21 protein-coding genes are annotated in these 26,012 nt (G+C 63.8%); 10 read left to right on the forward strand and 11 right to left on the reverse strand.

Annotation, left to right across the window (positions count from 1 at the left end; genetic code table 11):
• The 3 genes from F4036_10455 to F4036_10465 all read left to right on the forward strand — a co-directional run bounded on the left by F4036_10455 (window position 1) and on the right by F4036_10465 (window position 4,251).
• Window positions 1–906: a DUF4437 domain-containing protein gene (locus F4036_10455; protein MYK38162.1), complete on the forward strand. Its 906-nt coding sequence runs from the start codon at window positions 1–3 to the stop codon at window positions 904–906.
• A gap of 39 nt (window positions 907–945) precedes the next feature.
• The gene (locus F4036_10460; protein MYK38163.1) at window positions 946–1,710 is read left to right on the forward strand and encodes an alpha/beta fold hydrolase; all 765 of its coding nucleotides are present in this window, start codon (window positions 946–948) and stop codon (window positions 1,708–1,710) included.
• Between the two features lie 72 nt (window positions 1,711–1,782).
• Complete coding sequence (locus tag F4036_10465) at window positions 1,783–4,251, forward strand: TonB-dependent receptor (protein ID MYK38164.1); 2,469 nt, start codon at window positions 1,783–1,785, stop codon at window positions 4,249–4,251.
• Between the two features lie 139 nt (window positions 4,252–4,390).
• Here F4036_10465 and F4036_10470 read toward each other — a convergent pair whose 3' ends face one another.
• From F4036_10470 to F4036_10485, 4 genes are all read right to left on the reverse strand, one after another.
• Window positions 4,391–5,227 (reverse strand): cadmium carbonic anhydrase, encoded by an 837-nt coding sequence (locus F4036_10470; protein ID MYK38165.1) that lies wholly within the window; start codon window positions 5,225–5,227, stop codon window positions 4,391–4,393.
• Between the two features lie 123 nt (window positions 5,228–5,350).
• On the reverse strand, window positions 5,351–5,809 hold the full coding sequence (locus tag F4036_10475) for a VOC family protein (protein MYK38166.1): 459 nt from the start codon (window positions 5,807–5,809) through the stop codon (window positions 5,351–5,353).
• Window positions 5,806–7,182 carry a dihydroorotase gene (locus F4036_10480; protein MYK38167.1) on the reverse strand — a complete coding sequence of 459 codons (1,377 nt, stop codon included), beginning with the start codon at window positions 7,180–7,182 and terminating at the stop codon, window positions 5,806–5,808. Before F4036_10480 ends, F4036_10475 begins: the two co-directional genes overlap by 4 nt.
• Window positions 7,179–8,240, reverse strand: coding sequence for a nitrilase (locus F4036_10485; protein ID MYK38168.1), 1,062 nt, complete (start codon window positions 8,238–8,240; stop codon window positions 7,179–7,181). The genes F4036_10480 and F4036_10485 overlap by 4 nt, the downstream gene beginning before the upstream one ends.
• Window positions 8,241–8,356: 116 nt before the next feature.
• On the opposite strand from F4036_10485, the gene F4036_10490 reads away from it, so the two are divergent.
• The 3 genes from F4036_10490 to F4036_10500 are packed head-to-tail and all read left to right on the forward strand — an operon-like array spanning window position 8,357 to window position 13,112.
• Entirely contained in the window at window positions 8,357–10,213 is a 1,857-nt protein-coding gene (locus F4036_10490; GenBank protein MYK38169.1) for a 4Fe-4S dicluster domain-containing protein, read from the forward strand.
• Window positions 10,214–10,232: 19 nt separating this feature from the next.
• Complete coding sequence (locus F4036_10495; GenBank protein MYK38170.1) at window positions 10,233–12,032, forward strand: 2-oxoacid:acceptor oxidoreductase subunit alpha; 1,800 nt, start codon at window positions 10,233–10,235, stop codon at window positions 12,030–12,032.
• Window positions 12,033–12,056: 24 nt separating this feature from the next.
• Window positions 12,057–13,112 carry a 2-oxoacid:ferredoxin oxidoreductase subunit beta gene (locus F4036_10500; protein MYK38171.1) on the forward strand — a complete coding sequence of 352 codons (1,056 nt, stop codon included), beginning with the start codon at window positions 12,057–12,059 and terminating at the stop codon, window positions 13,110–13,112.
• Here the strand turns inward: F4036_10500 and F4036_10505 are convergent.
• The 5 genes from F4036_10505 to F4036_10525 are packed head-to-tail and all read right to left on the reverse strand — an operon-like array spanning window position 13,109 to window position 15,637.
• A complete protein-coding gene (locus F4036_10505) occupies window positions 13,109–13,621 on the reverse strand; it encodes a hypothetical protein (GenBank protein ID MYK38172.1) in 513 nt (170 codons plus the stop codon). The two genes, F4036_10500 and F4036_10505, sit on opposite strands and share 4 nt — an antisense overlap.
• Before the next feature lie 16 nt (window positions 13,622–13,637).
• The gene (gene erpA / locus F4036_10510; protein MYK38173.1) at window positions 13,638–14,000 is read right to left on the reverse strand and encodes an iron-sulfur cluster insertion protein ErpA; all 363 of its coding nucleotides are present in this window, start codon (window positions 13,998–14,000) and stop codon (window positions 13,638–13,640) included.
• A 9-nt stretch (window positions 14,001–14,009) separates the two neighbouring features.
• On the reverse strand, window positions 14,010–14,462 hold the full coding sequence (locus F4036_10515) for a polymer-forming cytoskeletal protein (protein MYK38174.1): 453 nt from the start codon (window positions 14,460–14,462) through the stop codon (window positions 14,010–14,012).
• Window positions 14,435–15,112 carry a hypothetical protein gene (locus F4036_10520; protein ID MYK38175.1) on the reverse strand — a complete coding sequence of 226 codons (678 nt, stop codon included), beginning with the start codon at window positions 15,110–15,112 and terminating at the stop codon, window positions 14,435–14,437. Before F4036_10520 ends, F4036_10515 begins: the two co-directional genes overlap by 28 nt.
• 33 nt (window positions 15,113–15,145) lie before the next feature.
• A complete protein-coding gene (locus F4036_10525; protein ID MYK38176.1) occupies window positions 15,146–15,637 on the reverse strand; it encodes an RNA pyrophosphohydrolase in 492 nt (163 codons plus the stop codon).
• Between F4036_10525 and F4036_10530 the strand changes: the two genes are divergently transcribed.
• The gene (locus F4036_10530) at window positions 15,548–16,402 is read left to right on the forward strand and encodes a class I SAM-dependent methyltransferase (GenBank protein ID MYK38177.1); all 855 of its coding nucleotides are present in this window, start codon (window positions 15,548–15,550) and stop codon (window positions 16,400–16,402) included. The two genes, F4036_10525 and F4036_10530, sit on opposite strands and share 90 nt — an antisense overlap.
• Before the next feature lie 7 nt (window positions 16,403–16,409).
• Here the strand turns inward: F4036_10530 and F4036_10535 are convergent, their stop codons facing one another.
• The gene (locus F4036_10535) at window positions 16,410–18,755 is read right to left on the reverse strand and encodes a M1 family metallopeptidase (protein MYK38178.1); all 2,346 of its coding nucleotides are present in this window, start codon (window positions 18,753–18,755) and stop codon (window positions 16,410–16,412) included.
• A 125-nt stretch (window positions 18,756–18,880) separates the two neighbouring features.
• Complete coding sequence (locus F4036_10540) at window positions 18,881–20,731, reverse strand: hypothetical protein (protein MYK38179.1); 1,851 nt, start codon at window positions 20,729–20,731, stop codon at window positions 18,881–18,883.
• 132 nt (window positions 20,732–20,863) lie between these two features.
• Between F4036_10540 and F4036_10545 the strand changes: the two genes are divergently transcribed.
• The 3 genes from F4036_10545 (at window position 20,864) to F4036_10555 (ending at window position 26,011) form a co-directional block, all read left to right on the forward strand.
• Window positions 20,864–23,743 carry a TonB-dependent receptor gene (locus F4036_10545; GenBank protein ID MYK38180.1) on the forward strand — a complete coding sequence of 960 codons (2,880 nt, stop codon included), beginning with the start codon at window positions 20,864–20,866 and terminating at the stop codon, window positions 23,741–23,743.
• On the forward strand, window positions 23,743–24,843 hold the full coding sequence (locus F4036_10550) for a phytase (GenBank protein MYK38181.1): 1,101 nt from the start codon (window positions 23,743–23,745) through the stop codon (window positions 24,841–24,843). The genes F4036_10545 and F4036_10550 overlap by 1 nt, the downstream gene beginning before the upstream one ends.
• 76 nt (window positions 24,844–24,919) lie before the next feature.
• On the forward strand, window positions 24,920–26,011 hold the full coding sequence (locus F4036_10555; protein ID MYK38182.1) for a prephenate dehydrogenase/arogenate dehydrogenase family protein: 1,092 nt from the start codon (window positions 24,920–24,922) through the stop codon (window positions 26,009–26,011).
• Window position 26,012: the final 1 nt, after the last annotated feature.

Raw genomic sequence — 26,012 nt, forward strand, 5'->3', positions numbered from 1 at the left:
ATGGGCCGTCCACATATTGAACCCTACGTAGAAACCGACGTTCCCTTCCGGCGCATGACCTTGCCCGGTTTCGGCAAGGGCATGCACTACAAGGTGCTGAGCCTCGACAGCGACACGGGCGCCTGCTCGCTGGTCGTGAAGTTCGAGTCCGGTTATTCCCTGCCCCCGGGCATGAGCTACACCGAAATGGAGCTCTACGTTGCCGAAGGCAGTCTCCAGGTTGGAGACAAGACCTTCGAGACCGGCCACTACCTGTGGCTGCCGCCCGGCGTTTCATTGCCCGCCCTCAGCTCTCCGAACGGCGCGCGCTGCCTGATGTTCTACAACTACGGCGAGCCGAGTTTCGTGGAGTCCGACGAGGACCATCCGCGCGCCGAGCGCCACAAGATGGTGAGCGTCAACGCGCTGGAAGACATCGTCTGGGGTCCGGCCAACGTGTCGCCGTCGGTGGCGCCCGGCTGCTTCGTCAAGGTCCTCAAGTTCGATCCGCTAACCCACGGGTTCACGTTCATGTACTGCATGACGCCGAACTTCTGGCAGGACAACATCTCGTACCACGACTGCATGGAAGAGGGCTATCACGTCTGGGGCACTTCCTGGATGATGCAGTTCGGCTACCTGCCCACCGGCGGCTATTTCTGGCGCCCGCCCTGGATCAACCACGGCGCGTTTCAGAGCACGTACGGCTGTCTCGCGATCGGGCGGACGGACTCGCAGTTGCACAATTACTTCCACTTCAATCCGTGGACCACGCCCGAGGAGAACCAGGAGCGGGCGGCGGCCCAGCTGTATCGGCAGAAGCGGAACCTGTACGAGTGGGTCCGCGCCCAGGACGGCCACAACCACCCGCACGACTTCGAGCACCCGCACTACCGCGACCACGTTCACCACGACGACCACGACTGATACCGGCCGAGCCCGGCGGGGTGCCGGGCTGAATCGGTCATGAACCCGGTCCTGCGACCGGCAATCCTGCTGTGGTTTGCAGCTTTCCTGACGCTTTCGGCGCAGCCTGTCCGCGCCGATGGGGGTCCCGGCAATCCCGGGGAGCCGACCCATTGCGTCGTGCTGCTACACGGCATAGGGGGATTCGCGCTGCTCCTCAAGCCCATGGAATTGAGCCTGGAGGAGCAGGGCTATTTCGTGGCCAATGTCACTTATCCCTCGCTGGCGGACCCGATCGAATCGCTCGCGGTCGAAGCGGTGGAGGAGGGACTTCAGAGGTGCTCTGCGCAGGGCCTGTCGCGGATCCACTTCGTGACCCATTCCATGGGAGGAATACTGGTCCGCCAATACCTTTCGCAAGGGTCGATAGCGGGACTTGAGAGGGTGGTGATGCTGGCTCCCCCCAACCAGGGCAGCCGGTTTGCCGACTATGTGGGCGACAGCCCGCTGGGGAAGTTATATGAACCGGATGCGCTGGCGCAACTGGGCACCGGCGACGAGTCGGTGCCGCGCCGCCTGGACGCCCCCGATTTCGAACTGGGCGTGATTGCGGGCACCCGTAACCTGAGAAAGCTGATTCCGGGCGCGCCGTCCGAACCCAGCGACGGCGTGGTCACGGTGGACGAGACGAAGGCGCCCGGAATGAAGGATTTTCTGCTGACGCCGGCTACGCACACGACCATCGTCTGGAACGACGAGGTCCAGCGCCAGACGGCGCACTTCCTGCGCAACGGCCGATTCGATCATCCGCGGGAAGGCCGCTGATTCGGTTGCATTAGCAGGGGAAAGCCTGTGAATGGCGCGTGATAGTATCTTCCTTAAGGGAGGGGACATATCATGGCGCGTAATCCGTTTGCGGTCATCACCGCAGTCACTTCGTTGGTTTTCCTGCCGGGTGCGGGGGCAATCGCCCAGGAACTTGCGCTGGAAGAAATCGTGGTTACGGCCCGAAAGGTTGAGGAAAACCTGATGGAAGTGCCGCTGGCGGTCACGGCGTTTTCCGCCGACGAACTGGAAGCCATCGACATGGCGCAGTTGACCGACCTTCAGTTGTTCACGCCGAGTTTCAGTTTCACCGACCAGGCGGGGGAGGCGGGCGCCCGCAATGACCGGTCCTCCAACTCCCTGACGTTCCGCGGCCTTTACCTGAACGGCAACGTGGGCATCAATGCCGGCGGGCTGCTGTTCATCGACGGCGCTCCGGTGGTGGGCGCTTTCCTGCCCAGCATTGTCGATACCGAGCGAGTCGAAGTCCTGAAGGGCCCGCAAAGCGCGTACTTCGGCCGTTCGACTTTCGTCGGCGCCGTTAACTTCGTGATGAAGGAACCCGGCGATGAATTCCGAGGCCGGGTTTCCGCCGAATATGGAGAGTTCGGATCGAACGAACAGCATGTCATGCTGGAGGGTCCCATCGTCGAGGACACGCTTTCGGCCCGCGTCAGCGGCCGTCACTGGAAACAGGGCGGGTATATCGACAACTACGGCCAACCGGGCGAACGCCTCGGCGGACGCACCACCAACTCCATTTCGACGTCGGTGCTGTTCACGCCAACATCCGACCTGAAGGCGAAGCTGTTCGTCAACTACTTCGAAGACGAGGACTTCCACGGCGCGCAGTTCGCCCTCAAGCAGGATTCCTATAACGGCCGCGCCAACCCGGACGGGACCTGCGATCCCTTGAGCGCGCCGCTTCGGGAGGGACTGAATCCCAGATCCCGCGCCGCGGGCGGTATCGTCTGCGGCGAGCTGCCGAGCATGGGCGAGCTGGATCCGGCGATCTTCTCCGCCGATACGGTGATCGATTCGATCCTTGAGAAGACCCTGTTCGATCCGAACCCGAACTGGCCTGCCTTCGATCCCCGCTTCCATCCGGAAGTGGGCCTCAAGCGGGAGGCGTTCCAGGCCAACCTGCGGATCGATTTCGATCATTCGTCGGGTTATACCTTCACGTCCCTGACGGCGATCCACAAGGACAAGAACCAGAACATCATCGACCTGAACTACCGCGACGGTCGAATGCGGCCCAATCCGCTTGCCTTCGTGTTCATCACCCTTCAGGGCCGGACCGATGTGCGGCCGGACGCGAACGGAACCATGCTGCTGCAAGGTCAGCAGAGAGACTGGAGCCAGGAGTTGCGTGTTACCTCTCCACAGGACCGGCGCCTGCGTTGGACGGCGGGCTTCAATTTCACCGACGCTTTTTCCCCGGGGGGAACGGTGTACGGGCAACTGGTCGTGGGGCCGACCTTCGTTGCGGCCAGCATAGAACGCGCGTCCGAAACGCCCGCCGTGTTCGGCGCCGCGTACTATGACATCACGCCGAAACTGACCTTGAGCGTCGAAGCGCGCTACCAGCGGGACGAGATCTGGCAGAACACGCGCCGTGACCGCGTGGGCAATCCGCCCACGGTGCCCTCGGAGTTCAGCACGGAGTTCACCAGCTTCGCACCGCGTGTCTCCCTGGACTACAACTATGCGGAGAACGCCATGGTTTATGCGCTGTTCTCCCGCGGCTATCGCCCCGGCCGCTTCAATGCGGACCTGGCCACCGAGAGCCAGGCCGTGGTTGATGCGCTGCGCGCGGTGGCGCCGAGTGCGGGCATAAACATTGATGAAGAAAAGCTGGACAATTACGAAATCGGCTGGAAGACCATGTGGCTGGGCGGCCGCGCCCGGACCACGCTGGCGGTGTATTACGACAAATGGCTCAATGGCCAGGTCGGGCAAAACGTTCCCATCGTCGTCGATGGCGTGGCCAACCTGATCAACATCGTTCTCAACACCGGCGAGGCGACACTCCGGGGCATCGAGTTCGAGGCGCAGTGGCAGGCAACGGAGAATCTGACGCTGGCCGGCAACTACGGACTCAATGACACCGAGATCAATTCCTACAACTGCGTGGACTGCAATAACGTTTACGGCAGCTTCGAAGGAGTGGAGGGCAATGCCCTGCCCGCGGCGCCGCGAATCGCCTGGGCTCTTTCAGGTCAATACGAGGACAATCTGACCGGCGACTGGAACTGGTACGGCCGGGTGGACTGGGCGCACCAGGGAAGCCGTTACACGGACTTCTCCAATATCACGAAGACGGCGCCCTACGACCAAGTCAACCTGCGCCTCGGCGTTCGAACTGAAGCGATCACTGTCGAGGCCTTTGTGCAGAACGCTCTGGACCACGACGAGTTCCTGGCCGGTGTGGTCGGCATTGATTTGTTCACCTTCATTCCCGGTCCGATAAAGAATGAGCTGCGGGTCTCCGCTCCCATTCCCCGGAACTACGGCATTCGCGCTACGTACAACTTCTAGCCGACCCTGCGGTCTATGCGCTCCTCCCTCGTGTGTGGAGACGCATAAACCCATCCATGGGGCTCGGCGGCGGCTGTCCTGCCGCCGACGCTCCACACAGGAGGGAGGAGCGCATAGATCTTTAGCCGGATGTAAGGGGTTATTCGATCGGGGAGAGCAGCTCCGGGGCGGTGACCAGTTGACGTACGCCGTGCGACTTGGTTTCGTTGAACACGTTGCCCTGCTCGGCCCAGCGGTGCAGGGAGTTGATGTCGAGTCTGGTGCACTGCGGCCGCACGCTCCAGGTGACCCGCACGGGCGAACAGTTGCTCTGGTCGTACGATGGCCCTGTGGTGGAGCCGCGGAACAGGACCGGCTCGCCGGTCGTGGCGGGAATCATCATCGCCTGATGCAGGCCATCGATCATGTTTCCGCCATAGGCCATTGTCATGAAATCCAGCGCCTGCGAATCGTTCACCACAAGGAACACCTGCGCTTCGACGCGCAAAAGGGGATCGGCGCAACCGTCCGGAACACAGGAACCGAGGCCTTCTCCGGGTGTCGCGGCGCAGGAGGTGTGCACCCAATGCACTTCGATGGTGTCGCCCGGCTTCACGCCCTTGTAGGCGCCGTCGGCGGGAGCCAGTTCCGCATCGCTTAGGTCGGCCGATGCATTGCAGGCGTATCCGCCGTCTTCCGCATCGCTCACAAACACGTTGAAACCGGGGCCCTTGTGCTCCGCGTTGGTGTGCGTATGGAGGTTGCACAGGTTCATTTCGCCCGCCGCCGGCGCCAGCGGGAAGGACTCCGTGTTCAGTCCGTACACGCTGCTGATGTCGCGCGGAGTCTGCGGTCCCATATCGAGGCAAAGCGCCGCTTGGCCTTGCACGGCGGTCCCGGCGGCAGGCGCCGGATCGGCTGTTTCGGACACCGGTTCGCCGGCGCAGCCGGCAATCAGCATGGCAATGACCAGGCTCACAGGCAAGGGTGCACGCATGAAGATGTCTCCCAAAGTCACTCTGAAGGGCAGTATAGTCCGCCGCCCCTGGGAGCGAGGGCATGTCCCTCGCGGCGTCTCGCCCTCGTGGAGGACGAGACGTCCTCGCTCCACGGGATCCGGCTATCCGGGTCGCTGGTTGACTTCGAGGATGAAGCCATCGGGATCGAATATCGTCATCGACCGCATTTGCGCCGGCTTGCCATCGGCTCCGGTAATGGTGAAGGCGTGGGGCTGGGAGAAAATCCTCGCGCCCGCGGCCTCGCATTCGCGGTGCACGCGGCCCAGGTCCTCGGTGTGCATGACGATGACGCTGTCGCCGATGCCCACCGCCCGTTCGTCCGGCTCGGGCAGCCTGGGCTCGAGGTGCTCCAGCAGGCCGATCATGCTTCCGGCGGGGTCCTTGCCCTGCATCATTACCAGCCGGACCCGGTCGCCGGCCCCGGCTGCAGGGTAGCCCGCGCCGGCCATCGTGATCTCCTGGTCAAACGCGGCCGTGAATCCGAGGACATCGCGGTAGAAGGCCGTCGACCGCTCCACGCTTCGAACCACCAGCGTGGTCCGCTTGACTACCGTGCTCATGGTTTCCCCCCTGAATTGCAGACCAGCGCCTGCCCCGACGGTGCCCCGGACAGTTTGCCGTCCTTCCAGGCGACCGCGCCGTTAACGAAAGTCGTGTCGACGCGGGCGCCGAAGCGATGGCCTTCCAGCGGCGACCAGCCGCACTTGTAGAGCAGGCTCTTGCTGTCCACTTGCTGTCCGCCCTGCGGATCAACCAGCACGCAGTCCGCGAAATAGCCTTCGCGCAGAAAGCCGCGATCGGCGATACCGTACAGGCGAGCCGGAGCGTGACAGGCTGCCTCGACCGCACGCTCGACCGTGAAATGGCCGGCGCGGGCCAGGTCCAGCAGCATGAGCAGCGAATGCTGGACCAGCGGCAGGCCGGCGGGCGCACTAAGGTAGTCGCCCGACTTTTCCTGAGCGGTGTGCGGCGCATGATCGGTAGCGATCACGCTGATGCGGCCGTCGGCAAGCGCTTGCCGCAGTGCGGCGCGGTCGGTGGCGGACTTGATCGAGGGATTGCACTTGATCCGGTGTCCCAGGCGCTCGTAGTCCCCCTGGTCAAACCACAGGTGATGCACGCAGACTTCCGCCGTTACGCTGCCGGCGCTGCGGAGATCTTCCTCAGGATCGAACTGCTCGAGTTCCTTCGCCGTGGTCAGGTGCAGCACGTGCAGCTTTGCGCCGTGCTTGCGGGCCAGCGACACGGCCAGGCTGGAAGAGCGGTAGCAGCATTCCGCATCGCGGATATCGGCATGCGCGGCCGCCGGAATCTCTCCGCCGTAGGTTTCTTTCGCCCGGGCCAGTTGTTCTTCGATACGCGTGCGGTCCTCGCAATGGGTCGCGATCAGCAGCGGGCAGTTTGCGAAGATGCGCTCGAGCGCCTCGGGTTTCTCCACCAGCAGGTCTCCCGTGGAGGGCCCCATGAAGACTTTCACGCCGCAGGCCTCGCTGCCCTTCAGCGCCTGGATTTCCTCAAGGTTGCTTTCGGTGGCTCCCAGGTAGAAGGCGTAATTCCCCCAGGCGCGTCCTTTGGCGGCGGCGTACTTAGCGGCGAGCCTTTCCCGTGTGACTGTGGCGGGCGAGACATTGGGCATGTCCATGAAGCTGGTGACGCCGCCGGCCACGGCCGCCGACGATTCGCTGGCGATGTTTCCCTTGTGCACGTGTCCGGGTTCGCGGAAATGCACCTGGTCGTCGATCAGGCCGGGCAGCAGCCATTTTCCACCCGCATCGATCTCGGTAACGGCCCCCCGCGCGCGGGGCGAGCCGCCGATCTGTTCGATGCGATCCCCGCGGATCAGAACGTCCTGCTCGGACCGTCGTCCTTCGTTGATCAGGGTCGCGCCCCGAATCAGCGTGTCGCCGCGCCCCTGCGCGACTGTGGAACTCAAAGCAGCCCCGCCTTGGCGAGCCGCTCGATGTCCGCGGCCAGGCCGGCGCGCAGTTCGCCGACTTCGGGCGTTCGCACGCCGCCGTCGGCATCGAGCAGGCTTCTGCCGGTGCGCATGACCCGCTCCGCGTAGGTGGAGGCAAATGCCTGCATCGGCATTCTCACCAGGGTGTTGGTCATGCCGCCCATGCGCCTGCGGGCGCGCAGGGCCGCAAGGTCGATGCAGGCATGCGCGACCATGCTTTCGCCGCCGGGGGCCGCTTCGGCCAGAACATGACCCTCGAAGTCCACCACCTTGGACATGCCCGTGGTCGAATGCGTGGGGATCGCCAGGTTTTCCAGCCAGGCCGAATTGGCGCTCACCACGTAGGCGATGTTCTCGACCGCCCGCGAGCGCCTCGCAATCTCCTTGCCGGTGATGCGGTTGCTGCCCGCCTCGCTGGTCGGATGCACGAAGATTTCCGCGCCGCGTACGGCGTGGGCGCGGGCGATCTCGGGATAGAGGATTTCCTCGGAGGCAATCGCGGCGATACGTCCCAGCGGCGTGTCCGCAACCGGAAATACGCCGTCCTCGCCGTACAGGTCCAGGTAGGCATCCCACACGTCGAAGGGCGTGGGGGCATTCAGCGAAATCATGCGCCTATAGCGCAATATGACCTCGCCGGACGGATCGATGAGAAAGCAGGTCTGGAAGAACAGCTCCGGAAAGGCCGGGTCGGTTTCGTAGCAATTGCCCGCCAGGTAAATGGAATGGCGAACGGCAATCCTTGACAGTTCCTCGTATTCCTCGCCTTTCGGGTCCAGCGCCGCATTGTGCCGCCACTGTTCGATCGGCGCGCCCAGCGGGAAGCCGGTCAACGAATACTCGGGCAGTACGACGAGCCGCGGAGCCTCTCCAATGTATTGGAGCGTGAAGGCGCAGCCTCCGGCAACCGAGCGCGCGGTGCGCTTGAGGTTCGTGCGCATCAACTCGCGCGCCTCCTCCCGGGTCTCGCACTCGCTGACCGTCAGCGAGCCGGTCTGCAAGGCAAGGGCGGTGTATCGATCCAGATCAGCCATGGCTCAATTATCGCCGCTAATCCGTTCTCCGGGCCAGAAATATTTTCCATGCGAAGGCTGCCCAACTTGTATAATTCAAAGTCCAAGCATCCGGTCGTTCCTCCCGCGGGGCTTGCATGCAGCCCACCGATATAAGTAACCCAGACTATTTCCATCGCGTTGTCGATTGCCAGTGGGGCTGCCCGGCGCACACCGACATACCCGAGTACATCCGGCTGATCGCGCAGGGACGCTACGCCGATGCCTACATGCTCAACCGCAAGTCCAACGTGTTCCCTGCGATCCTGGGCCGGGTTTGCGACCGCCCCTGCGAGCCGGTCTGCCGGCGCGGCCGGGTGGAGGAAAAGCCGGTGGCCATCTGCCGGCTCAAGCGCGTGGCGGCGGACCTGCGCGGCGACATCGACCATCGGCTGCCCACCGCGCCAAAGGAGAAGAACGGCAAGCGCGTGGCCCTGATCGGTGCCGGTTGCGCCTCGCTGACGGTGGCCAACGACCTGGCGCCGCTGGGGTACGAGCTGGTCATCTACGAGTCGCTGGACAAGCCGGGCGGCCTGATGCGCACCAACATCCCGGCCTTCAGGCTGCCGGTCGAGGTCCTGGACGAGGAAATGGACCAGATCCTGCGCATGGACATCGACCTGCGTCTGGGTCACGAGATCAAGAGCATGCGCGACCTGCTGGACAACGGCGGCTATGACGCGGTTTTCGTGGGCACCGGGGCGCCCAAGGGCAAGGAGCTGAACCTGCCCGGGCGGCACGATACCAAGTCCATACATATCGGCATCGAGTGGCTGGAAAGCGTGGCTTTCGGCCACCTCGACTCCATCGGAGAGCGGGTGCTCATCATCGGCGTGGGCAACACGGCCATGGACTGCTGCCGCACCTCCCTGCGGTTGGGCGCGAACGATGTGAAGGTCATGGCGCGCAAGCCGAGGGGCTTTTTCAAGGCTTCCGACTGGGAGCTGGAAGACGCCGAAGAAGAAAAAGTGGAAATCGTCGTGAACCACTCGCCGAAGGAATTCGTGGTCGAGGACGGGAAGCTGAAGGGCATGGTCTTCGACCTGATGGAATACGACATCGTCGACGGAAGGATCATGGAAAGCCGCATAACCGGCCAGGAGTTCTTCCCCTGCGACGACGTGATCCTGGCGATCGGCCAGGAAACCGCCTTCCCCTGGGTGGAGCGGGACATCGGCATCGATTTCGACCGCTGGGACGTTCCCATCGTCGATCGCGTCACGTATGAATCCACCCGCGAAGGCGTCTTCTTCGGCGGCGACGCGGCCTTCGGCCCCGAGAACATCATCTGGGCGGTGGAGCACGGCCACCAGGCGGCCATTTCGATCCACAAGTATTGTCACGGCGAGCCGATTACCGAGCGCATGCCTCCCGGCATGAACCTGCTGGCCGCCAAGATGGGCATCCACGAATGGAGTTACTCCAACGATTACGAGACCGCGCCCAGGCGGGCCATGCAGCACATGGACCTGGAGAAGAGGTTCCGCAAACTGGACATCGAGGTGGAGCTGGGCTTTACGCCGGAACAGGCCGCGCGCGAAGCGCAGCGTTGCCTGAACTGCGATATACAGACGGTATTCGAGGCCCCGCTTTGCATCGAATGCGACGCCTGCGTGGACATTTGTCCGGTGCATTGCCTGACGATTGCGCCCAACGGGGAAGAGGAAGATCTGCGGGAACGTCTTACGGTCCCGGCGCACAATCTCGAACAGCCGCTCTACGTTTCGGCCGAACTGCCCCAGACCGGAAGGGTAATGGTCAAGGACGAGGACCTGTGCGTGCATTGCGGTCTGTGCGCGGAACGCTGCCCGACGGCGGCCTGGGACATGCAGAAATCCGAATTGCTGACTCCGTACGTGCACCACGAAGCCGAAGGGCGCCCGCCCCGGGGTTCGCTCGGCCAGAGCAAGGCCGGGGCCGAAACGAAGGAAGCGCCGGTTCGCACGGCGGCCTAGTGCACTGGTAGAACGGCTCATGCCGGCAGACAACGATTTCACGATTCGCATCGCCAACGTAAACGGCACCGGCTCGGCCAGCGCCAATTCGTTGCTGATGAAGACCCTGTTCAGGATGGGCATCCCGGTTGCTGGCAAGAACTACTTCCCATCCAATATCCAGGGCCTGCCCACCTGGTACGAAGTGCGCGCCAGCCACCGCGGCTACCTGGCGCGCTCCGGCAGCGTGGATATAGCCGTGGCCATGAACGCCGAGACGTACCAGCGCGACCTTCGCGAGCTGACCTCCGGCGGCTACCTGCTCTACGACTCCACCTGGCCGCGCCGCGAGGTGCTGCGCCGCGAGGACGTGCACATCCTGGGCGTTCCCCTGGCGCGCATGTGCAACGAGAGCTTCGATAACGCGCGCGCGCGCATCCTGATGAAGAACATCGCCTACGTGGGCGTGCTGGCGGCGCTGCTGGAACTCGATCTCGACATCATCCGGGAGCTGCTGCGCCAAACGTTCGCCCGCAAGAAGCCGCTGCTTGAGGCCAATCAGATCGCCATCGGCCTGGGATACGACTACGCCCGCGAACACCTGCACTGCCCCTTGCCGTTCGTGGCCCGCTCAATGGAGGGGCCGGGCTCGCAAATCATCATCGACGGCAATACGGCGGCGGCACTCGGCAGCGTTTATGCCGGCGCCACGTTCGGCGCCTGGTACCCGATTACGCCGTCCACTTCGCTGATGGACGCGTTTCGCAGCTTTTGCGCGCGCTTCCGCACCGCCGAAGACGGCTCCCGCGATTACTGCGTGATCCAGGCGGAAGACGAACTGGCCGCGATCGGCATGGTGCTGGGCGCCGGATGGAACGGCGCGCGCGCCTTTACGCCCACCTCGGGCCCGGGTATCTCGCTGATGTCCGAGTTCCTCGGTTACGGCTACTACGCGGAGATTCCGGCGGTCCTGTTCGACGTGCAACGGGTGGGTCCGTCCACCGGCATGCCCACCCGCACGCAGCAGGGCGACATCCTGTCCTGCGCCTACGCCTCGCACGGCGACACCCGCCATGTTTTGCTATTTCCCTCCACTCCGAAAGAGTGCTTTGAAATGGCGGCAACGGCCTTTGACCTGGCCGAGAGGCTGCAGACGCCGGTGATCGTGCTTTCGGACCTGGACCTGGGCATGAACGACTGGATGAGCGAGGAGCTGACCTGGGACGACGAGTACCGGCCCGATCGCGGCAAGGTATTGCGCGCCGAGCAGCTTGAGGAAATGGAAGCCTTCTATCGCTACCTGGACGTGGACGGCGACGGCGTGCCGTACCGCACGCTGCCGGGCGAGCATCCCAAGGGGGCGTTCTTCACCCGCGGGTCGGGACACAACATGTACGGCGGCTACACTGAGAATGCCGGCGAGTACCAGGAGGTGCTGGATCGCCTGCGCAGGAAATGGGATCATGCGGCGACCATCGTGCCGCGGCCCGAAATTCGCACGGCCCCCGGCGCGCAGGCCGGAATGATCACCCTGGGCACCGGCCATTCCGCCTGCCGCGAGGCGCTGGACACGCTGGCCGGCCGGGGCGTGACACTGGACTACATGAAGATCAATGCATTCCCCTTCGGTGCGGAAGTCGAGACTTTCCTGAACGATCACAAGCGCATCTACGTTGTGGAGCAGAACCGCGACGCGCAGTTGCGCACGCTGCTGATCAACGAGGCCGGCGGCCGCGCCGAGCAGCTCGTGGAAGTACTGCACTACAACGGCATGCCGATCCCCGCGACCTCGATCGTCAGCGCGGTCGAGGCGGACATGCTGCGGGACCAGGCGGCTTAGGCGTCGCCGGATGAAGAACACGGAATGAGCTATATCGCCCGACCCAAGGTCAGCCACCCGGCCCTGGCCCGCAACGAACTGGGGCTGACCATGCGCGACTACGAGGGCGGCATGTCCACGCTTTGCGCGGGCTGCGGGCACGACTCGATCACCGGTGCGCTGATCCAGGCGGTCTTCGAGCTGTCCATACCGCCGCATCGAATGGGCAAGCTCAGCGGGATCGGATGTTCGTCCAAGACGCCGGCGTACTTCGCGGCTTCCTCCCACGGGTTCAACTCGGTCCACGGGCGAATGCCTTCGGTATCCACCGGCGCCGCCGCGGTCAATGGCCGGCTCCAGTACATCGGCATTTCCGGCGACGGCGATTCGCTGTCCATCGGGGTCGGTCAGTTCGTTCACGCCATGCGCCGCAACCTCAACATGCTGTACCTGATCGAGGACAACGGCGTCTACGGGCTTACCAAGGGACAGTTTTCCGCCTCCGCCGACACCGGCAGCACCGCCAAGCGCGGCGAGGTGAACGAACAGCAGGCCATTGATCCCTGCCTGCTCGCGATTGCCTCGGGTTGCGGTTTCGTGGCCCGCGGGTTTTCCGGAGACCGCACACAGCTGGTGCCGCTGCTCAAGGCCGGACTGTCGCATCGCGGGTTTGCGATGATCGACGTGATTTCGCCCTGCGTCACGTTCAACGACCACGAGGGCTCGACCAAGAGCTATCGCTTTACGCGCGAGAATGCGTATCCGATCGGCCACACGGATTTCATTCCGCCGGAAGTCGAAATCAAGGCCGAACTCGGCGTGGGCGAGGCGCAGCAGGTCCAGTTGCACGGCGGAGGCAGCATCCTGCTGCGCAAACTGGACCAGGAGTACGACGCAAGCGACCGGAGTGCGGCCCTGGCTTATCTCAGCCGCCGCCAGGGCAATGGAGAGGTGGCCACCGGCCTGCTGTTCGTGGAGGAAGGCGGCGCGGACATGCATGAACTCGCGCGATTGGGCGAAACGCCGCTGGCGGACTTGCCTTACGAAAGGCTTTGCCCGGGATCGGGCGCGCTGGCCGACTTGCAGGACCGGCTGCGTTAATCGATTTCCGAGGGCGGGACGCCCTCGTTCCCAGGTGCTGGGGGTTTCTCGGGCAGGGGCGGACAGCGCACCCAGGCGTCCAGTGCAAGGGACGTTTGAGCGCTCGTTTGCTTCCCCGTCGAAGCCCGGCATACCAGGGCGCCCTGTGCGGTGAATTTCGACTTCAGCCGCAGCACCGGTCCCGGCGTGTCGCCGGTCTCGGGACAGAAGATTTCCGGCCTCAGGCCGCGCAGCTGCCGGGCGGGGACCTGAATGGAAAACACCCTGCGCCAGGCGTCTTCCTCCGCCGAGAAAGCGGCGCGCACCGTCGTGTCGGAGATCGAAACCTGCAGATGCCCTCCTGTTGTGTCGGGAGGGCAATCGAACTCGGCGGTCACCGAAAACGAGTGCTCTTCGGCCGCTTCGCCCGACACCCACAAAGGCGCGTTTGCGGGCGGTTCGTTGTCGGCGGCGGGGAGGTAGGGACCTTGCAGGAGTGAGAGCAGTGCGGTGGCCAGTACGGGTGTCATCGCACCGCAGCGGAGCTCAGGCGGAAAAGCTGGAACCGCATCCGCATGTGCTCTGGGCGTTCGGATTGCGGATAACGAAGCGTGCGCCGCTCAAGTCGTCCTTGAAGTCGATCTCGGCGCCTTCCAGGTACTGCAAGCTGGTGGGGTCCACCAGGAGGGTTACGCCCAGCTGCTCCACCGAAGCGTCGCCTTCCTCGCGCTGGTCGTCGAAGGTAAACCCGTACTGAAAGCCCGAGCAGCCTCCACCGGAGATATAGACGCGCAGCATCAGCGCCGAGTTGTCTTCTTCCTGCAGCAACTGGCCCACCTTGCGGGCCGCGGCCTCGGTAAAGACCAGCGGAGCGCTGCCGTGTCGATCGTCGTAAATCTGCGGTTCCATGTCGGTTTCTCAAGTCAGGGACGGTTGCATCCGATTTGCCGAAGACGACTCCGGGCCGTGTCCGGCTGCAGCCACGCTGCCGGCCGGATCCGCGGAACCCACCAGCAACCGGCCCATTACGACGGCGCCTTTTTCTACTTCGATCTGCTCGTACGCTATCGAACCCTCGATACGCGCGGTCGATTTGAGGGTGATCGTTCCGCTGCAGTACAGGTCGCCAACGATCGTGCCCTGGATCAGCATGCGCGCGGCCCTGGCGTTGCCCTCTATGCGCCCGGTTTGCGCGACGGCCAGTTCGCTCTTCTTGTTGTCCGGCGCGGACACGTCGCCCTTGACGGTCCCGGCCACATGACAGCCCCGGTCGAAAATCAGGTTGCCGGTAACGGTGGCGTCACTTCCGACCAGAGTCGTAACCGCATTGTTCAGTCGATTCTTCATGTCCTTGGTGCCAGTGGCGCCCATGGAAATTCACGTTCAAAGCTGTGCTGTTCATCCGGACTGGGCGTTACGCGTACCCGGATCTTGCTGGGCTCGAATCTCGCGGGCAAGGTCACGTTCGCACGCAGCTCGGTGCTGCTTTGAAAATTGAATTCTATCCGACTCGCACTGAGCTGACTGATTTCATGCAGTTCGAGTTCGTGGCCCGAGCCGTCCAGGGTGCCGGCGAAGGCCAGTTCCAGATGTCCGCGGCAGCGCTGGTTGTCCGACAGCAGCGCCTGCGTCAGGCCTACGCTGAGGCTGAAATCCCGGGCGTCCCCGTCCGGCTCCACGTTTACGGAATGAATTCGCAGCCCTGCGCGGGCTTCCTGGGGCGTAATGATTTCCTGCAGCCCATAGATGGTCATGCGCTGATTCATCACCTGGCCCTGCAAGTCGCTGACCTGGGATCGAAGGGCCGTCGCCGCTTCCTCGTCGATCATCTGGTTGAGCTCGTGGTTGCGCAGTTCCAGGTTTTCTATGCGGGCCTGCATGCCGGCAATATGGTCGCTGCTGAGGCTGCGCTGCAGCCACCAGCCGGCGAACCCTCCGGCCGCGAAGACCAGGGCGATGATGAGAGACAGCGCGACGGAATAGCGCCCTCGCCATACCAGGACTTTGTTGCGGCCGAGCAAAACCGTTCCCGGAAATCCAACCTGCCGTTTACTTTACCGCATGTTCACCGTCGCCCGCAGGCCGACGCGCTCCCCGAATTCCTCCAGAACCTGCCGGTAAACGGAGCGCTTGAAGAACACGACTTCCTCGACCGGAAGCCAGTAATCCACCCAGCTCCAATCGTCGAATTCAGGCTCTTCGGCGAGGTCGGGACGAACGCGCTCGTCCGTGCAGTTGAGCCTCAGCAGCCACCAGAGCTGTTTCTGGCCGATGCAGCGCGGCGCACGCGAACGCCGGTACCTCGACGGCAGCTTGTAATTCACCCACCGGCCCATGCGCGCCACTTCCCTTACCTGAGACGGTTCCAGCCCCAGTTCTTCCTTCAGTTCGCGGTACATGGCGTCGCGCGGCGGTTCCCCCTGCCGAACGCCACCCTGGGGAAACTGCCAGCCGCGATGATCGCTGCGGCGCGCCAGCAAAACCCGGTCGCGACCGTCCCATATGACGATGCCGATGCCCCGTCGATAGCCGTTGTGGTCGATGATGTCCTGCTCAGGCACCACGAAATTCTCCCCTTCCCGCGAAAGGATACCCTGCTTGCATTAGGATGCGTAACTCCCGGACAGCAAGCCAGCATGAGTCATTCCGTAAAGCAGCACCTCCGCCTGGAAATCGAGGCCTACGACCGGACCATACGCACCTGGATTCCCGGTTACGAGCAGGCGCTGAAACGGGCCGCCCGGGAGGTTGCCCGCGCGCAACCGCGCCGGGTGCTGGACCTGGGCGCCGGGACCGGCGCCCTTTCCGAAGCCATACTGGAACAGACTGCAACGGCCACGGTCGAATTGCTCGACCTGGACGAGGAAATGCTTGCCCAGGCCCGGGTGCGGCTGAAGCGCTTCGGCGAAAGGGCGCGCTACCGCCGGCAATCGTTTCTTGATCCCCTGCCGGAATGCGATACGGTCGCAGCGTCGCTGGCGTTGCACCATGTGCCCGCCATGACGGAGAAGACGCAACTCTACAGGCGGATCCTCGAAGCGCTTGCGCCGGGCGGCGTGCTGGTCAACGCCGACGTGACCATGCCGTCAGGCGAACCGCGGCGCAGCGAACACTACGCGAAGTGGGCGGCGCATCTGGTCTCATGCGGTATCGGGAAGGACCGCGCCTACGAGCACTTCAGGGAGTGGGCCGGCGAGGATACGTATTTCCCGCTGGAAAAGGAGCTGGAGGCCATGACGGAGGCCGGCTTTGACGTTGCCTGCGCCTGGCGGGACATTCCCAACACGCTGATCATCGGACGAAAGCCCTGATGTTGCGTCAATCCCCCTCCGCGCTCCTTACGTTGTGCATGATGTCGCGGTCGGCCAGGTTTCCTGACGGCGGCCTTCTGACACTCTCGATCCGCGACGGGATCATGCGCCTGGGATAGTAGTTGTTCTCGATGTCCGCATCGGCGGTTTCCCACTTCGGGTCCACCACGATGCTGCTGATCTTCTCCGGCGACACAAGCAGTTTCTTCAGGCCGTGCGGAGTGCGCCGCCAGGTTTCGGCCGGCAGGTTGATCAGCTCCCGGCCGCCGCTCGCGTACGTGACCTCGAGAAGGATGGGCATAACCAGCCCGCCGATATTGGAAAACTCGAGGATGTAGTAGTTGAGGTCCTCGTCCACCGCCCTTTCCAGGGTGGCGCGTTCCCAGTCCTCGAGCCCCGCCAGGAATTCCTCGTAGCGCGTGCGTTCCACCTCGGTTACCGTGAATTCGTCGTTCTCATCGTAGAAGTCGCGCACGTCCGGGTTTCTTTCGATCCAGGTGCGCCTCCCCTCGGCCCGGTTCTTCTCGACGAATACGGACGGTGGTTCGGAATCCTTGACCTCGCGAAGCCGGGCGTAGTCCACGTCCGGATCTTCGGTGTCCAGGCGCATTTCATAAACCCGGTCGAGCGAGATGTCCACGTGGTCGGTGGTGTAAAACCAGCCGCGCCAGAACCAGTCCAGGTCCACGCCCGAGGCTTCTTCCATCGTGCGGAAGAAATCGGCCGGCGTCGGCCGCTTGAATTTCCAGCGGCGGGCGTATTCCTTCAGGGCGAAGTCGAACAGCTCGCGGCCCAGAATCGTCTCCCGCAGGATATTGAGCGCGGCCGTCGGTTTGCCGTAGGCATTGGGCCCCACCTGCAGCAGGCTGTCGGCCTGGGTCATGATCGGCACCTGGTCGGTCGATGTCATGTAATCGGTCATGTCGCGCGGTTCTACCGCCCAGCTGATCTCCGGGTCCCACTCGCGCCCGGCCACGGCGTCGAGGTAGCTGTTCAGGCCTTCGTCCATCCAGGTCCACTGGCGCTCGTCGGAGTTCACGATCATCGGGAAGAAGAAATGGCCGATTTCGTGAATGATCACGCCGATAAGGAAGCTCTTGTCGCCGAGGGTGTAGGTCCGCGATCCGTCGTCTCGCAAGGTGGTTCGCGGGCCGTTGAAGGTAATCATCGGGTATTCCATGCCGCCGAGGAACCCTACGCTCACGGACTGGGCGGTGGGCCAGGGGTAGTCGAACGTGAACCGCGTGTACACCTCAAGCGCGTGGATCACGACCTCGGTGGAATAGTCCGACCAGAGCGTCCCGCCCTCCTTGGGGTAGAAGGACATGGCCATGATCTGTTCCTGCTTGGCGCCGGGCTGTTGCATGCCCTTCGCGTCCCAGATGAACTTGCGCGATGAGGCCCAGGCAAAATCGCGCACGTTCTTCGCCGAGAAACGCCAGGTGGCGGTGTCGGAGGCGCCGTCGCGTTCGTTCTCGCGCGCCTCGTCGGGCGTGACGATGTAAACCGGCCGTTCGGCGGTTTCGGCCTGCCTGAGCCGCGCCTGCTGTTCGGGCGTCAGCACTTCCCCGCCGTTGGTCAGTTCTCCGGTGGCCGAGACGATGTGGTCGGAGGGTACCGTGATGGCCACGTCATAGTCGCCGAACTCCAGCGTGAATTCGCCCGAGCCGAGGAATTCCTTGTTGGTCCAGCCCTCGTAGTCGGTGTAGGCGGCCAGGCGCGGAAACCACTGCGCGATGGCGAAGATGTGGTTCCCGCCGGTACGGGCGTCGTCGGGGAAGTGCTCGTAGCCGCCCCGTGCCCGGAATGCGGAACCGTGCACGATGTTGTAGGCGAAATCGACGTTGAACTCGGTCTGTTCGCCGGTCGCCAGCGGCGCCGCAAGATCCACCCGCATCAGGGTGCCGACGATCACGTGCGGCATCGGTCGGCCGTTACTGTCGGTTACCGCGCCGATTTCGAACCCCAGATCCTCGTCGTCCATGTACTGCAGCCGGCGCAGGCTGCCGAGGCTGATCTGCGCCGCATCGCCCTCGCTCGCGCCTGCCGAGGTAGGTTCCTCGAACGTGCTGCTCATTTCCGCGATCGAATCGTCGCGGAACCGGTTCTGGTCCAGGTGCAGCCACAGATAGGTAAGCGTGTCGGGCGAGTTGTTGTGATAGGTCACGGTCTGGGTGGCGGAGATGCGCTGCTCCTCCTCGTCCAGCGTTACGGCAATCGAGTAGTCCACCTGCTGCTGCCAGTACGCGTGGCCGGGTTGTCCGGCGGCGTTGCGGTAGGCGTTGGGGGTCGGAAGTATTTCCTCGAGTTGCCGGAACTTGTCCTCAAACGGCTGCTCGTTCGCGTTCTCCATGCTCCAGCCCGCCGCGCAGGTCAGCAGGGCTGCGGCTGCGGCCGGCAGGCGCCGGCGTGTCCAATGGTTCGAAAGCACTGAATTTTCTCCCGCTCTATTTTTGTATTTCGTCTCGGCCGATTCCGTCATCGCGGTCCCTCCGGCCCGCCCGTTACCTCGGCCAGCGGCTTCTCCCAGTCTTCCATTGGCGGCAGACCCAGCGCTTGGGCCAGCGTCGGGGCGATGTGGCGCGGGGTGACCGGCCGGTCGACGATCGCCGGTTTCAGGTCCGCGCCGTAGAACAGGACCGGCACGCGCAGGTCCGGCAGATACGGCGATCCATGGCTGGCCGCGTACACGGGCGGATCCGCACTGACGAAACTGGTCTGCGCTTCCACCACGTACATCTCCCCACTGCGCCCGTCGAACCAGACGTTGCGGATCAGTTCGCAAGTCCGGTCGCCGCCGCAGTCGTCCAGCTGCGAAACCGGCACTGTCCGGGCGATCTCGGGGCGGGCCTCAAGCCATTCACCGGCCACGCGGCGGATCGAATCGAGGTCGAGCTCCAGGCGCTCTATTGCCGAAAGGTTGAAGTAAGCCCACGGCATCACGATGCCCGTCACCAGGTCTTCGTCCACGTTGAGCTCGGAACTCAACTGGCGATTCAGGGCCCCGACCACTCTGAAATCCTGCGCGCCGGTCGCGTTGAGGCCGGAACTCAACCGGCGGTTCAGGGCCGTGGTCAGTCGCCGCGAGAAAACTCGCGTCGCCCCGGGATCGGCGCCCGGCACGTACTCGGGAATCGGCCTAATCCCATGATCTGAACTGAGCGCCAGGAGAAAGCGCCCCGGACCGACGCGGTTGTCGAGATAGTCCAGAAATTGCGACAGCAGCCGATCAAGCCGGTGGAGATTGTCCTCGGCCTCGCGGCTGTCGGGTCCGAAAGCGTGCCCGATGCGATCGGTGGCGGAAAGGCTGACGGAGAGCAGGTCGGGAATGTCGTCCTGGCCCAGCGACTCGTTCTCGATGATGACCTGCGCAAGACCCATCGTGATCCGGTCGCCGTCCGGCGCGTAGCGCAACTGGTCGTAGTACTGCGGCGTACCCGGCGGGGCGTATTCGTGGGGGAAGACCCGGGTCCAGCCTTGCGGCGGCCTCTCGTGGCGCCGGTCGTCCTCATGCGCGTAGGCTTCGCCGGGCATCAGCAATTCCCAGGCCTCCGGAACCTGCCGGTAGGCGGTCTCGTTGTATGCGGATAGCCAAGCCGGTCGAGCCCCTTCCGGGTAGTAGAAGCTGTTGGTAACGAAGCCGCCGCTGCGGGTGGAGTACCAGAATGCCTTGCCCTGCCGTCCGGCGGTGAAAACGGCGCCACGGTCCTTGATGGACACCGAAAAGATCTTCGCGCGTTCCTGGTAGCCGGAATGAAGAGTGTCGGCCAGGGTGGTTGCGACCAGGCGCGAAGGGGACACGCCGTATTCCCTGTCCCAGACGCTGGGGAAGGGCCGCCCCACCTCGCGTTCGTACCAGAAATTGGAAATCACGCCGTGCTTCGACGGGTGGACTCCCGTGGCGATCGTCGCATGGCCCGGAGCGGTGGCGCTGGTCGCATGGTCGTAGGCGGCGTTCTCGTAAACCACGCCCCCTCGCCAGAGGCGCCGGAATCCGGACGAAGAGTCCTTGTGCGCCCATTCGCGGGTCCGGTCCGCGGTCAGTTGGTCCACCACCAGGATTACGGTAAGCGCCGGAGGTTCGCCGGCCACGGCGGAGTCCTGCGCCCAGACCGCGCTGAGCGCGAGCAGGACGGCCAATGGCGCGAGCGGGCGTAATGGGTTCATGGCGAGTCTTCTCCGCAGGCGGGCCAATGTACCGCAAAGTGAACCTGCCCACCAAGCCATGCGCCCTGTATCCCCTTCCGGGGAGACGCATGAACCCATCCCTGGGGCTCGGCGGCGGCTGTCCTGCCGCCGACGCTCCCCGGAAGGGGATACAGGGCGCATGGCTCCCAAAGCCGGTGAACAGGCTCCTGTAACCGTAACGTCACAAATCTGTCACGTTGCTGACTTCGATGAACCCCAAACTGCCCGGTGTCCAAGTCCCATTCCCTTAGCGCCAATCGGGGAGATTGCGCCATGTCTCGATGCTCAACCTTTTTCCGCCCTGTAATTTTTGCAGGGTTGCTCTTCCTCTTGCCCGTTTCAAGCCTCTTGGCCGACGGTGCGGTCGAGGGTCGCGTCAGCGATCAGTCCGGCGAGGTGTACTTCGAGGGCGCGATCGTTTCGCTGCCGGAATTGAACGTAGAGCGCGTTACCGACTCCGCGGGCCGCTTCCGTTTTCAGAGCTTGCCGGCAGGCGACTACCGGCTCGAAGTCAGCTACGTGGGCGCGGAGCCGGTGTCGGTCGCGGTGACCGTGCGGGATGACGCCACCGAAGAGGCCAACGTCAGGATCGGCTCCCAGGTTGGCCTGATGGAGAACATCATCGTTGTCGGGCAGGCGGCCGGCGCCTACGGCGCGATCAACCGCATGCGCTCCGCGGACAATCTCATCTCCGTCGTGACCAGCGATTCGATCGGCCAGTTCCCCGACGAAAACGTCAGCGAGGCCCTGCAGAGGATCAACGGCGTGTTCATCGAACGCGACCAGGGCGAGGGCCGCTTCGTGGGGGTGCGGGGCATCGACCCGCAACTCAACGTGGCCAGCATCAACGGCCTGAACGTGCCGGCGCCCGAAAGCGACCGGCGCAACGTGGCGCTGGACGTCATCCCCTCCGACCTGGTGGAGAGCCTCGAGGTAACCAAGACGCTGACTCCGGACCAGGACGGCGACGCGATCGGCGGCACGATCAACATCAAGAGCCTGAGCGCCTTCGACCGCGAGGGCATGAGCTACCAGCTGAAAGGCCAGTCCTTCTACAACGACCTGCAGGGCAGCCGCGGCCACAAGTTCTCCGGGACCTTCACCAACGCATTCGATTTCGCCGGCGGCGAACTGGGCCTGGCGATGAGCATCTCCACCAACGAGCGGGAGTTCGGCACCGACAACCTGGAAGCCGACGGCGGCTGGGAGGAAGACGGCGGCGTGCGCTACCACGAGGAACTGGAGAAGCGCAATTACGAGATCACCCGCGAGCGCAACGGTGTTGCGATGAACCTGGACTTTCGCGCCAGCGAGACTTCGAACTACTACCTGCGCACGCTGTACAGCGACTTCTCCGACCTGGAGTTGCGAAACCGGATCGAGTTCAAGCTCGACAAGGGTGACCAGGTGTACGACAGCGACAGCCTTACCGCCACGGACACGCGTTTGCAGCGCGAGTTGAAGGACCGCTACGAAGAGCAGGAAATTCTCTCGGTGCTTGTCGGCGGCGAGAACCTGATCGGCGACTGGACGGTGGAATACAGCGCCGGCTACTCGGAGGCCAGCGAGGAGGAGCCCGGTCGCGTCGATTCCCAGTTCGAGATGAACGGTGTGGAGTACACGCGGTATGACAACCTCGGGCGTGTGCCTACGCTGTCCTTCAGCGCCGATGGCGCCGTGGCGGAGAACTTCGAGCTGGACGAAATCGCCATCGAGGACAATTTCACGAACGACGAGGAAACCGCCTTGAAGTTCGATATCACCCGCGACATGACTTTCGGCGGTTATCCCGGCTATATCCGCTTCGGCGCCAAGTACCGGGCGCGTGACAAAAACCGGGATGCCGGTTTGCGAATCTTCGAGAAATTCGACGATGCATTCGATTCCGTGCCCACGCTCGATCAATTCGTGTCCGGTTCGGCCGACTACAAGCTGGGGGCTTATGGGCCTTACGTGGCTCCCGGGCTGCAGAGCAGCTTCGTGTGGGGCAACATCGGCGGATCGTCGGCCTGCCTGCTGGAGAGCTACGACGAAGACGCCTGTCCGTTCATCATGGACGTGGACGGGTCGCGGGTCGGTTCGGCGGCCGACTACGACATCGAGGAGAACGTGTCCGCGCTCTACCTGATGCAGAGGATCGACCTAAACAATCTGCGCCTCGTGTACGGTGTCCGCTACGAGGGCACCGACTTCACGGCCAGGGGCGCTTACGTTCGCGAAGTGGACGTGGACGGCCAGGATGACGTGCAGATCTCCGAGTCCCGCTACGAGAGCGATTACAGCAGCATCCTTCCCAGCATCAATATGCGCTACAGGCTTTCGAAGAACCTGGTGCTGCGCGGGGCCTACACCCATTCCATGGCGCGGCCTTCGTTCGGCGACCTCAACCCCACCCCCTCCGCCATCGAAATCGAGCAGGATGACAACGCGATCGAGATGGCCGTGGAGGCCGGCAATCCGGAACTCAAGCCCTACAAGGCGCGCAACATGGACCTTGCACTGGAGTACTACCCGGGCAACATGGGCGTCTTCAGCGCCGGCGCGTTCTACAAGCGCATAGACGACTTCGTGTTCAGTGCCGACGTGAGTTCCGTCGCGGACCCGTCGGAATACGCGGGGAACATCGCCGTGACCGACCTCGAGGTGTTCAAGCCGCTCAACGGCCAGTCGGCCAGCCTGTACGGGCTGGAGTTGGGATGGACCCGCCAGTTCACCGAGTTGCCTGGCGCGCTGAGCGGCCTGATCCTGATGGCCAACGCCACGTTTACCGACAGCGACGCCGACCTTGGCCTGGGCCCCAACGCCGACCGCGCTGACGAGTCGAAACTGCCGTTGCAGGCCGACCTGGTCACCAATTTCGTCGTCGGTTACGAGAAGTACGGCTGGAGCGTCAGGCTGTCCTCGGCGTTCATCGGCAATCGCATTACCGAAATCAACCTGGAGGACCAGAGCAACGACCTGTACGAAGACGGCCATCACCAGATCGACCTTACCGTCAAGTACGACGTGAACGAACAGCTTCAGCTTTACTTCAACGCCATGAACCTGGGCGAGGAGCCCAACTATCGCTACTACGGCCGTTCGCGCTACAACGGCCAGTACGACGAAATCGGACGCTCGTACGTGTTCGGAATCTCCTACCGCAGCTTCTGATGCGGCCGGCAGTGAGCAGGCGCCGCTTCCTGATGGCGGCGGGACTGGTCGCGTTTTTGACCGGCGGCGTGACGGGCGGATGCTCGGACGATCCGGCGGTAGCGGCACGCACCGATCTTCCCGCCGTTTATGCCGTTGTTGAGACGGAACCGGTGCGCGGCGGGGGCGACGCCGCCGACGATCCGGCAATCTGGATACATCCGGCCGACGCTTCGCTGAGCCTGGTTCTGGGGACCGACAAGCGTCGCGGGCTGTCGGTTTACGACCTTTCCGGACGGGAAGTGCAATTCCTGCCGCGCGGGCGCATGAACAACGTGGATTTGCGCCAGGGCGTGGCGATGGCCGGCGGTCCGGCGACTCTGGCGGTCGCAACCAACCGTACCGAACGCGCGATGGACATATTCACCGTTTCCACGGACGGGCAGGTGGAGCTGGCACTGGCGCAGGCGCTTGAGATCGGGGACCCGTACGGTATCTGCATGCACCTGGATGCCGCCGGCGTCGCCTACGCCTACGTGAATGGCAGCGACGGAGAATACGAGATCTGGCGTCTGAACGAAGGGGGCGAACTGAGGCCGGAACGCATCGACCGGTTCTCGCTTCCCACCAAGCCCGAGGGCTGCGTCGTCGACGACAGCACCGGTATCGCCTACATCGGCGAGGAGGAGCATGGCATCTGGAAGATGCCGGCGGGCGCCGGGGGATCCGGCGAGAAAACGCTTCTTGATTCGGTGGATTCGGATCGCCTGGCGGCGGACGTGGAGGGGCTGGACATCTATCGAACCGCCGATGGCGGAGCGATTCTGGTCGCTTCCAGCCAGGGCGACTACACGTTTGCCTTCTACGATCTCAATGACGGCGACCGCTATCTCGGCTCCGTGCGCGTGGCCGACGATCCGGCCTCCGGAATCGATGGCGCCGAGGAAACCGACGGCCTGGCGGTCACCGCCGTCAACCTGGGGCCGGGATTCGAGCAGGGCGTGCTGGTCGTGCAGGACGGGTTCAACCGCCAACCGGAAGAGAAACAGAACTTCAAGCTTGTCCCGTTCGGTTCGGTCGCCGCAGCGCTGAAGCTGGACGCAACGCCCGCAAGCGAATAAACCGGCCCGGAAACTGCGAAAGTCCGGGCGGGCTTGTGCCCGTACAATTCCCCGTTCGCCGCGAACCGCTTGCCCCATGCCGAACCTCGAAGACCTAAGAAAGCAACTGGGCGCCATCGACCGCGAGATCATCGCCCTGCTGGCCCGGCGCCAGGACATTTCCGCACAGGTCGGCAAGGTCAAGCACGATGCCGGCGTACCCTCGCGCGATTTCGCCCAGGAGGTGCGCGTGGTTGGCCGGGCCCGCGATCAGGCGGAAAAGGCCGGCCTGCCGGGTGATCTGGCCGAGAACATCGTGCGTTTGCTGATCAATGCGTCGTTATCGCGCCAGGAAAGGGTCCGGCTGCAGGCGCGCGGTCAGGGCGAGGGCCATCGGGCGCTGGTCGTGGGCGGCGGCGGTCAGATGGGCCGCTGGTTCTGCGAGTTCCTGGGATCCCAGGGCTACGCCGTGACCGTTGCCGATCCGCACAGCCCGCCAAGGAAACTTCCCCACGTGGAGAACTGGATCGACGCCTCGGGCGAATTCGAACTTACCGTGGTCGCCGCGCCGGTAGCGATCAGCGCCGGCATTCTCAGGGACATGCACCGGACGCGGCATGCCGGACTCATCTTCGATATTGCTTCGATCAAGGCCCCGGTGAAGGACGAATTGACCCGCATGGCCGCCGACGGAATGCAGGTAGCGTCGATCCATCCGATGTTCGGACCCGATACCGACCTGCTGTCCGGCTGCCACATATTGCTTATGGACGTCGGCGCGCCGCAGGCGGCCCGGGCCGCCGCGGCGGTGTTCGACGGCACGATGGCCGAAATCCTGCCGGTGCCGCTGGACCAGCACGACCGGCTGATCGCCTGGGTGCTGGGCGTCTCCCATGCGATCAACCTGGCATTCATCCACGCGCTGGAGGAAAGCGGCGAGCAGGCGCCGGTGCTGGCCCGCATGTCCAGCACCACCTTCGATGCCCAGCTCGACGTCGCCCGCGCGGTGGCCGCCGACAATCCGCACCTGTACTTCGAGATTCAGCAGCTGAATCCGCATGGCGCGGAAGTCCTGGGCGAGTTGATGTCCACGGTCGGGAAACTCTCCCGCATCGTCGGTGATGGCGATGAGTCGGCGTTTGTCAAGCTGATGGAAAGCGGTCGCCGCTACCTGGCCGCGCGCGAGTAGA

The sequence above is a fragment of the Gammaproteobacteria bacterium genome (genome assembly GCA_009845905.1).
In the GTDB taxonomy this organism is placed as follows: domain Bacteria; phylum Pseudomonadota; class Gammaproteobacteria; order Steroidobacterales; family Foliamicaceae; genus Foliamicus.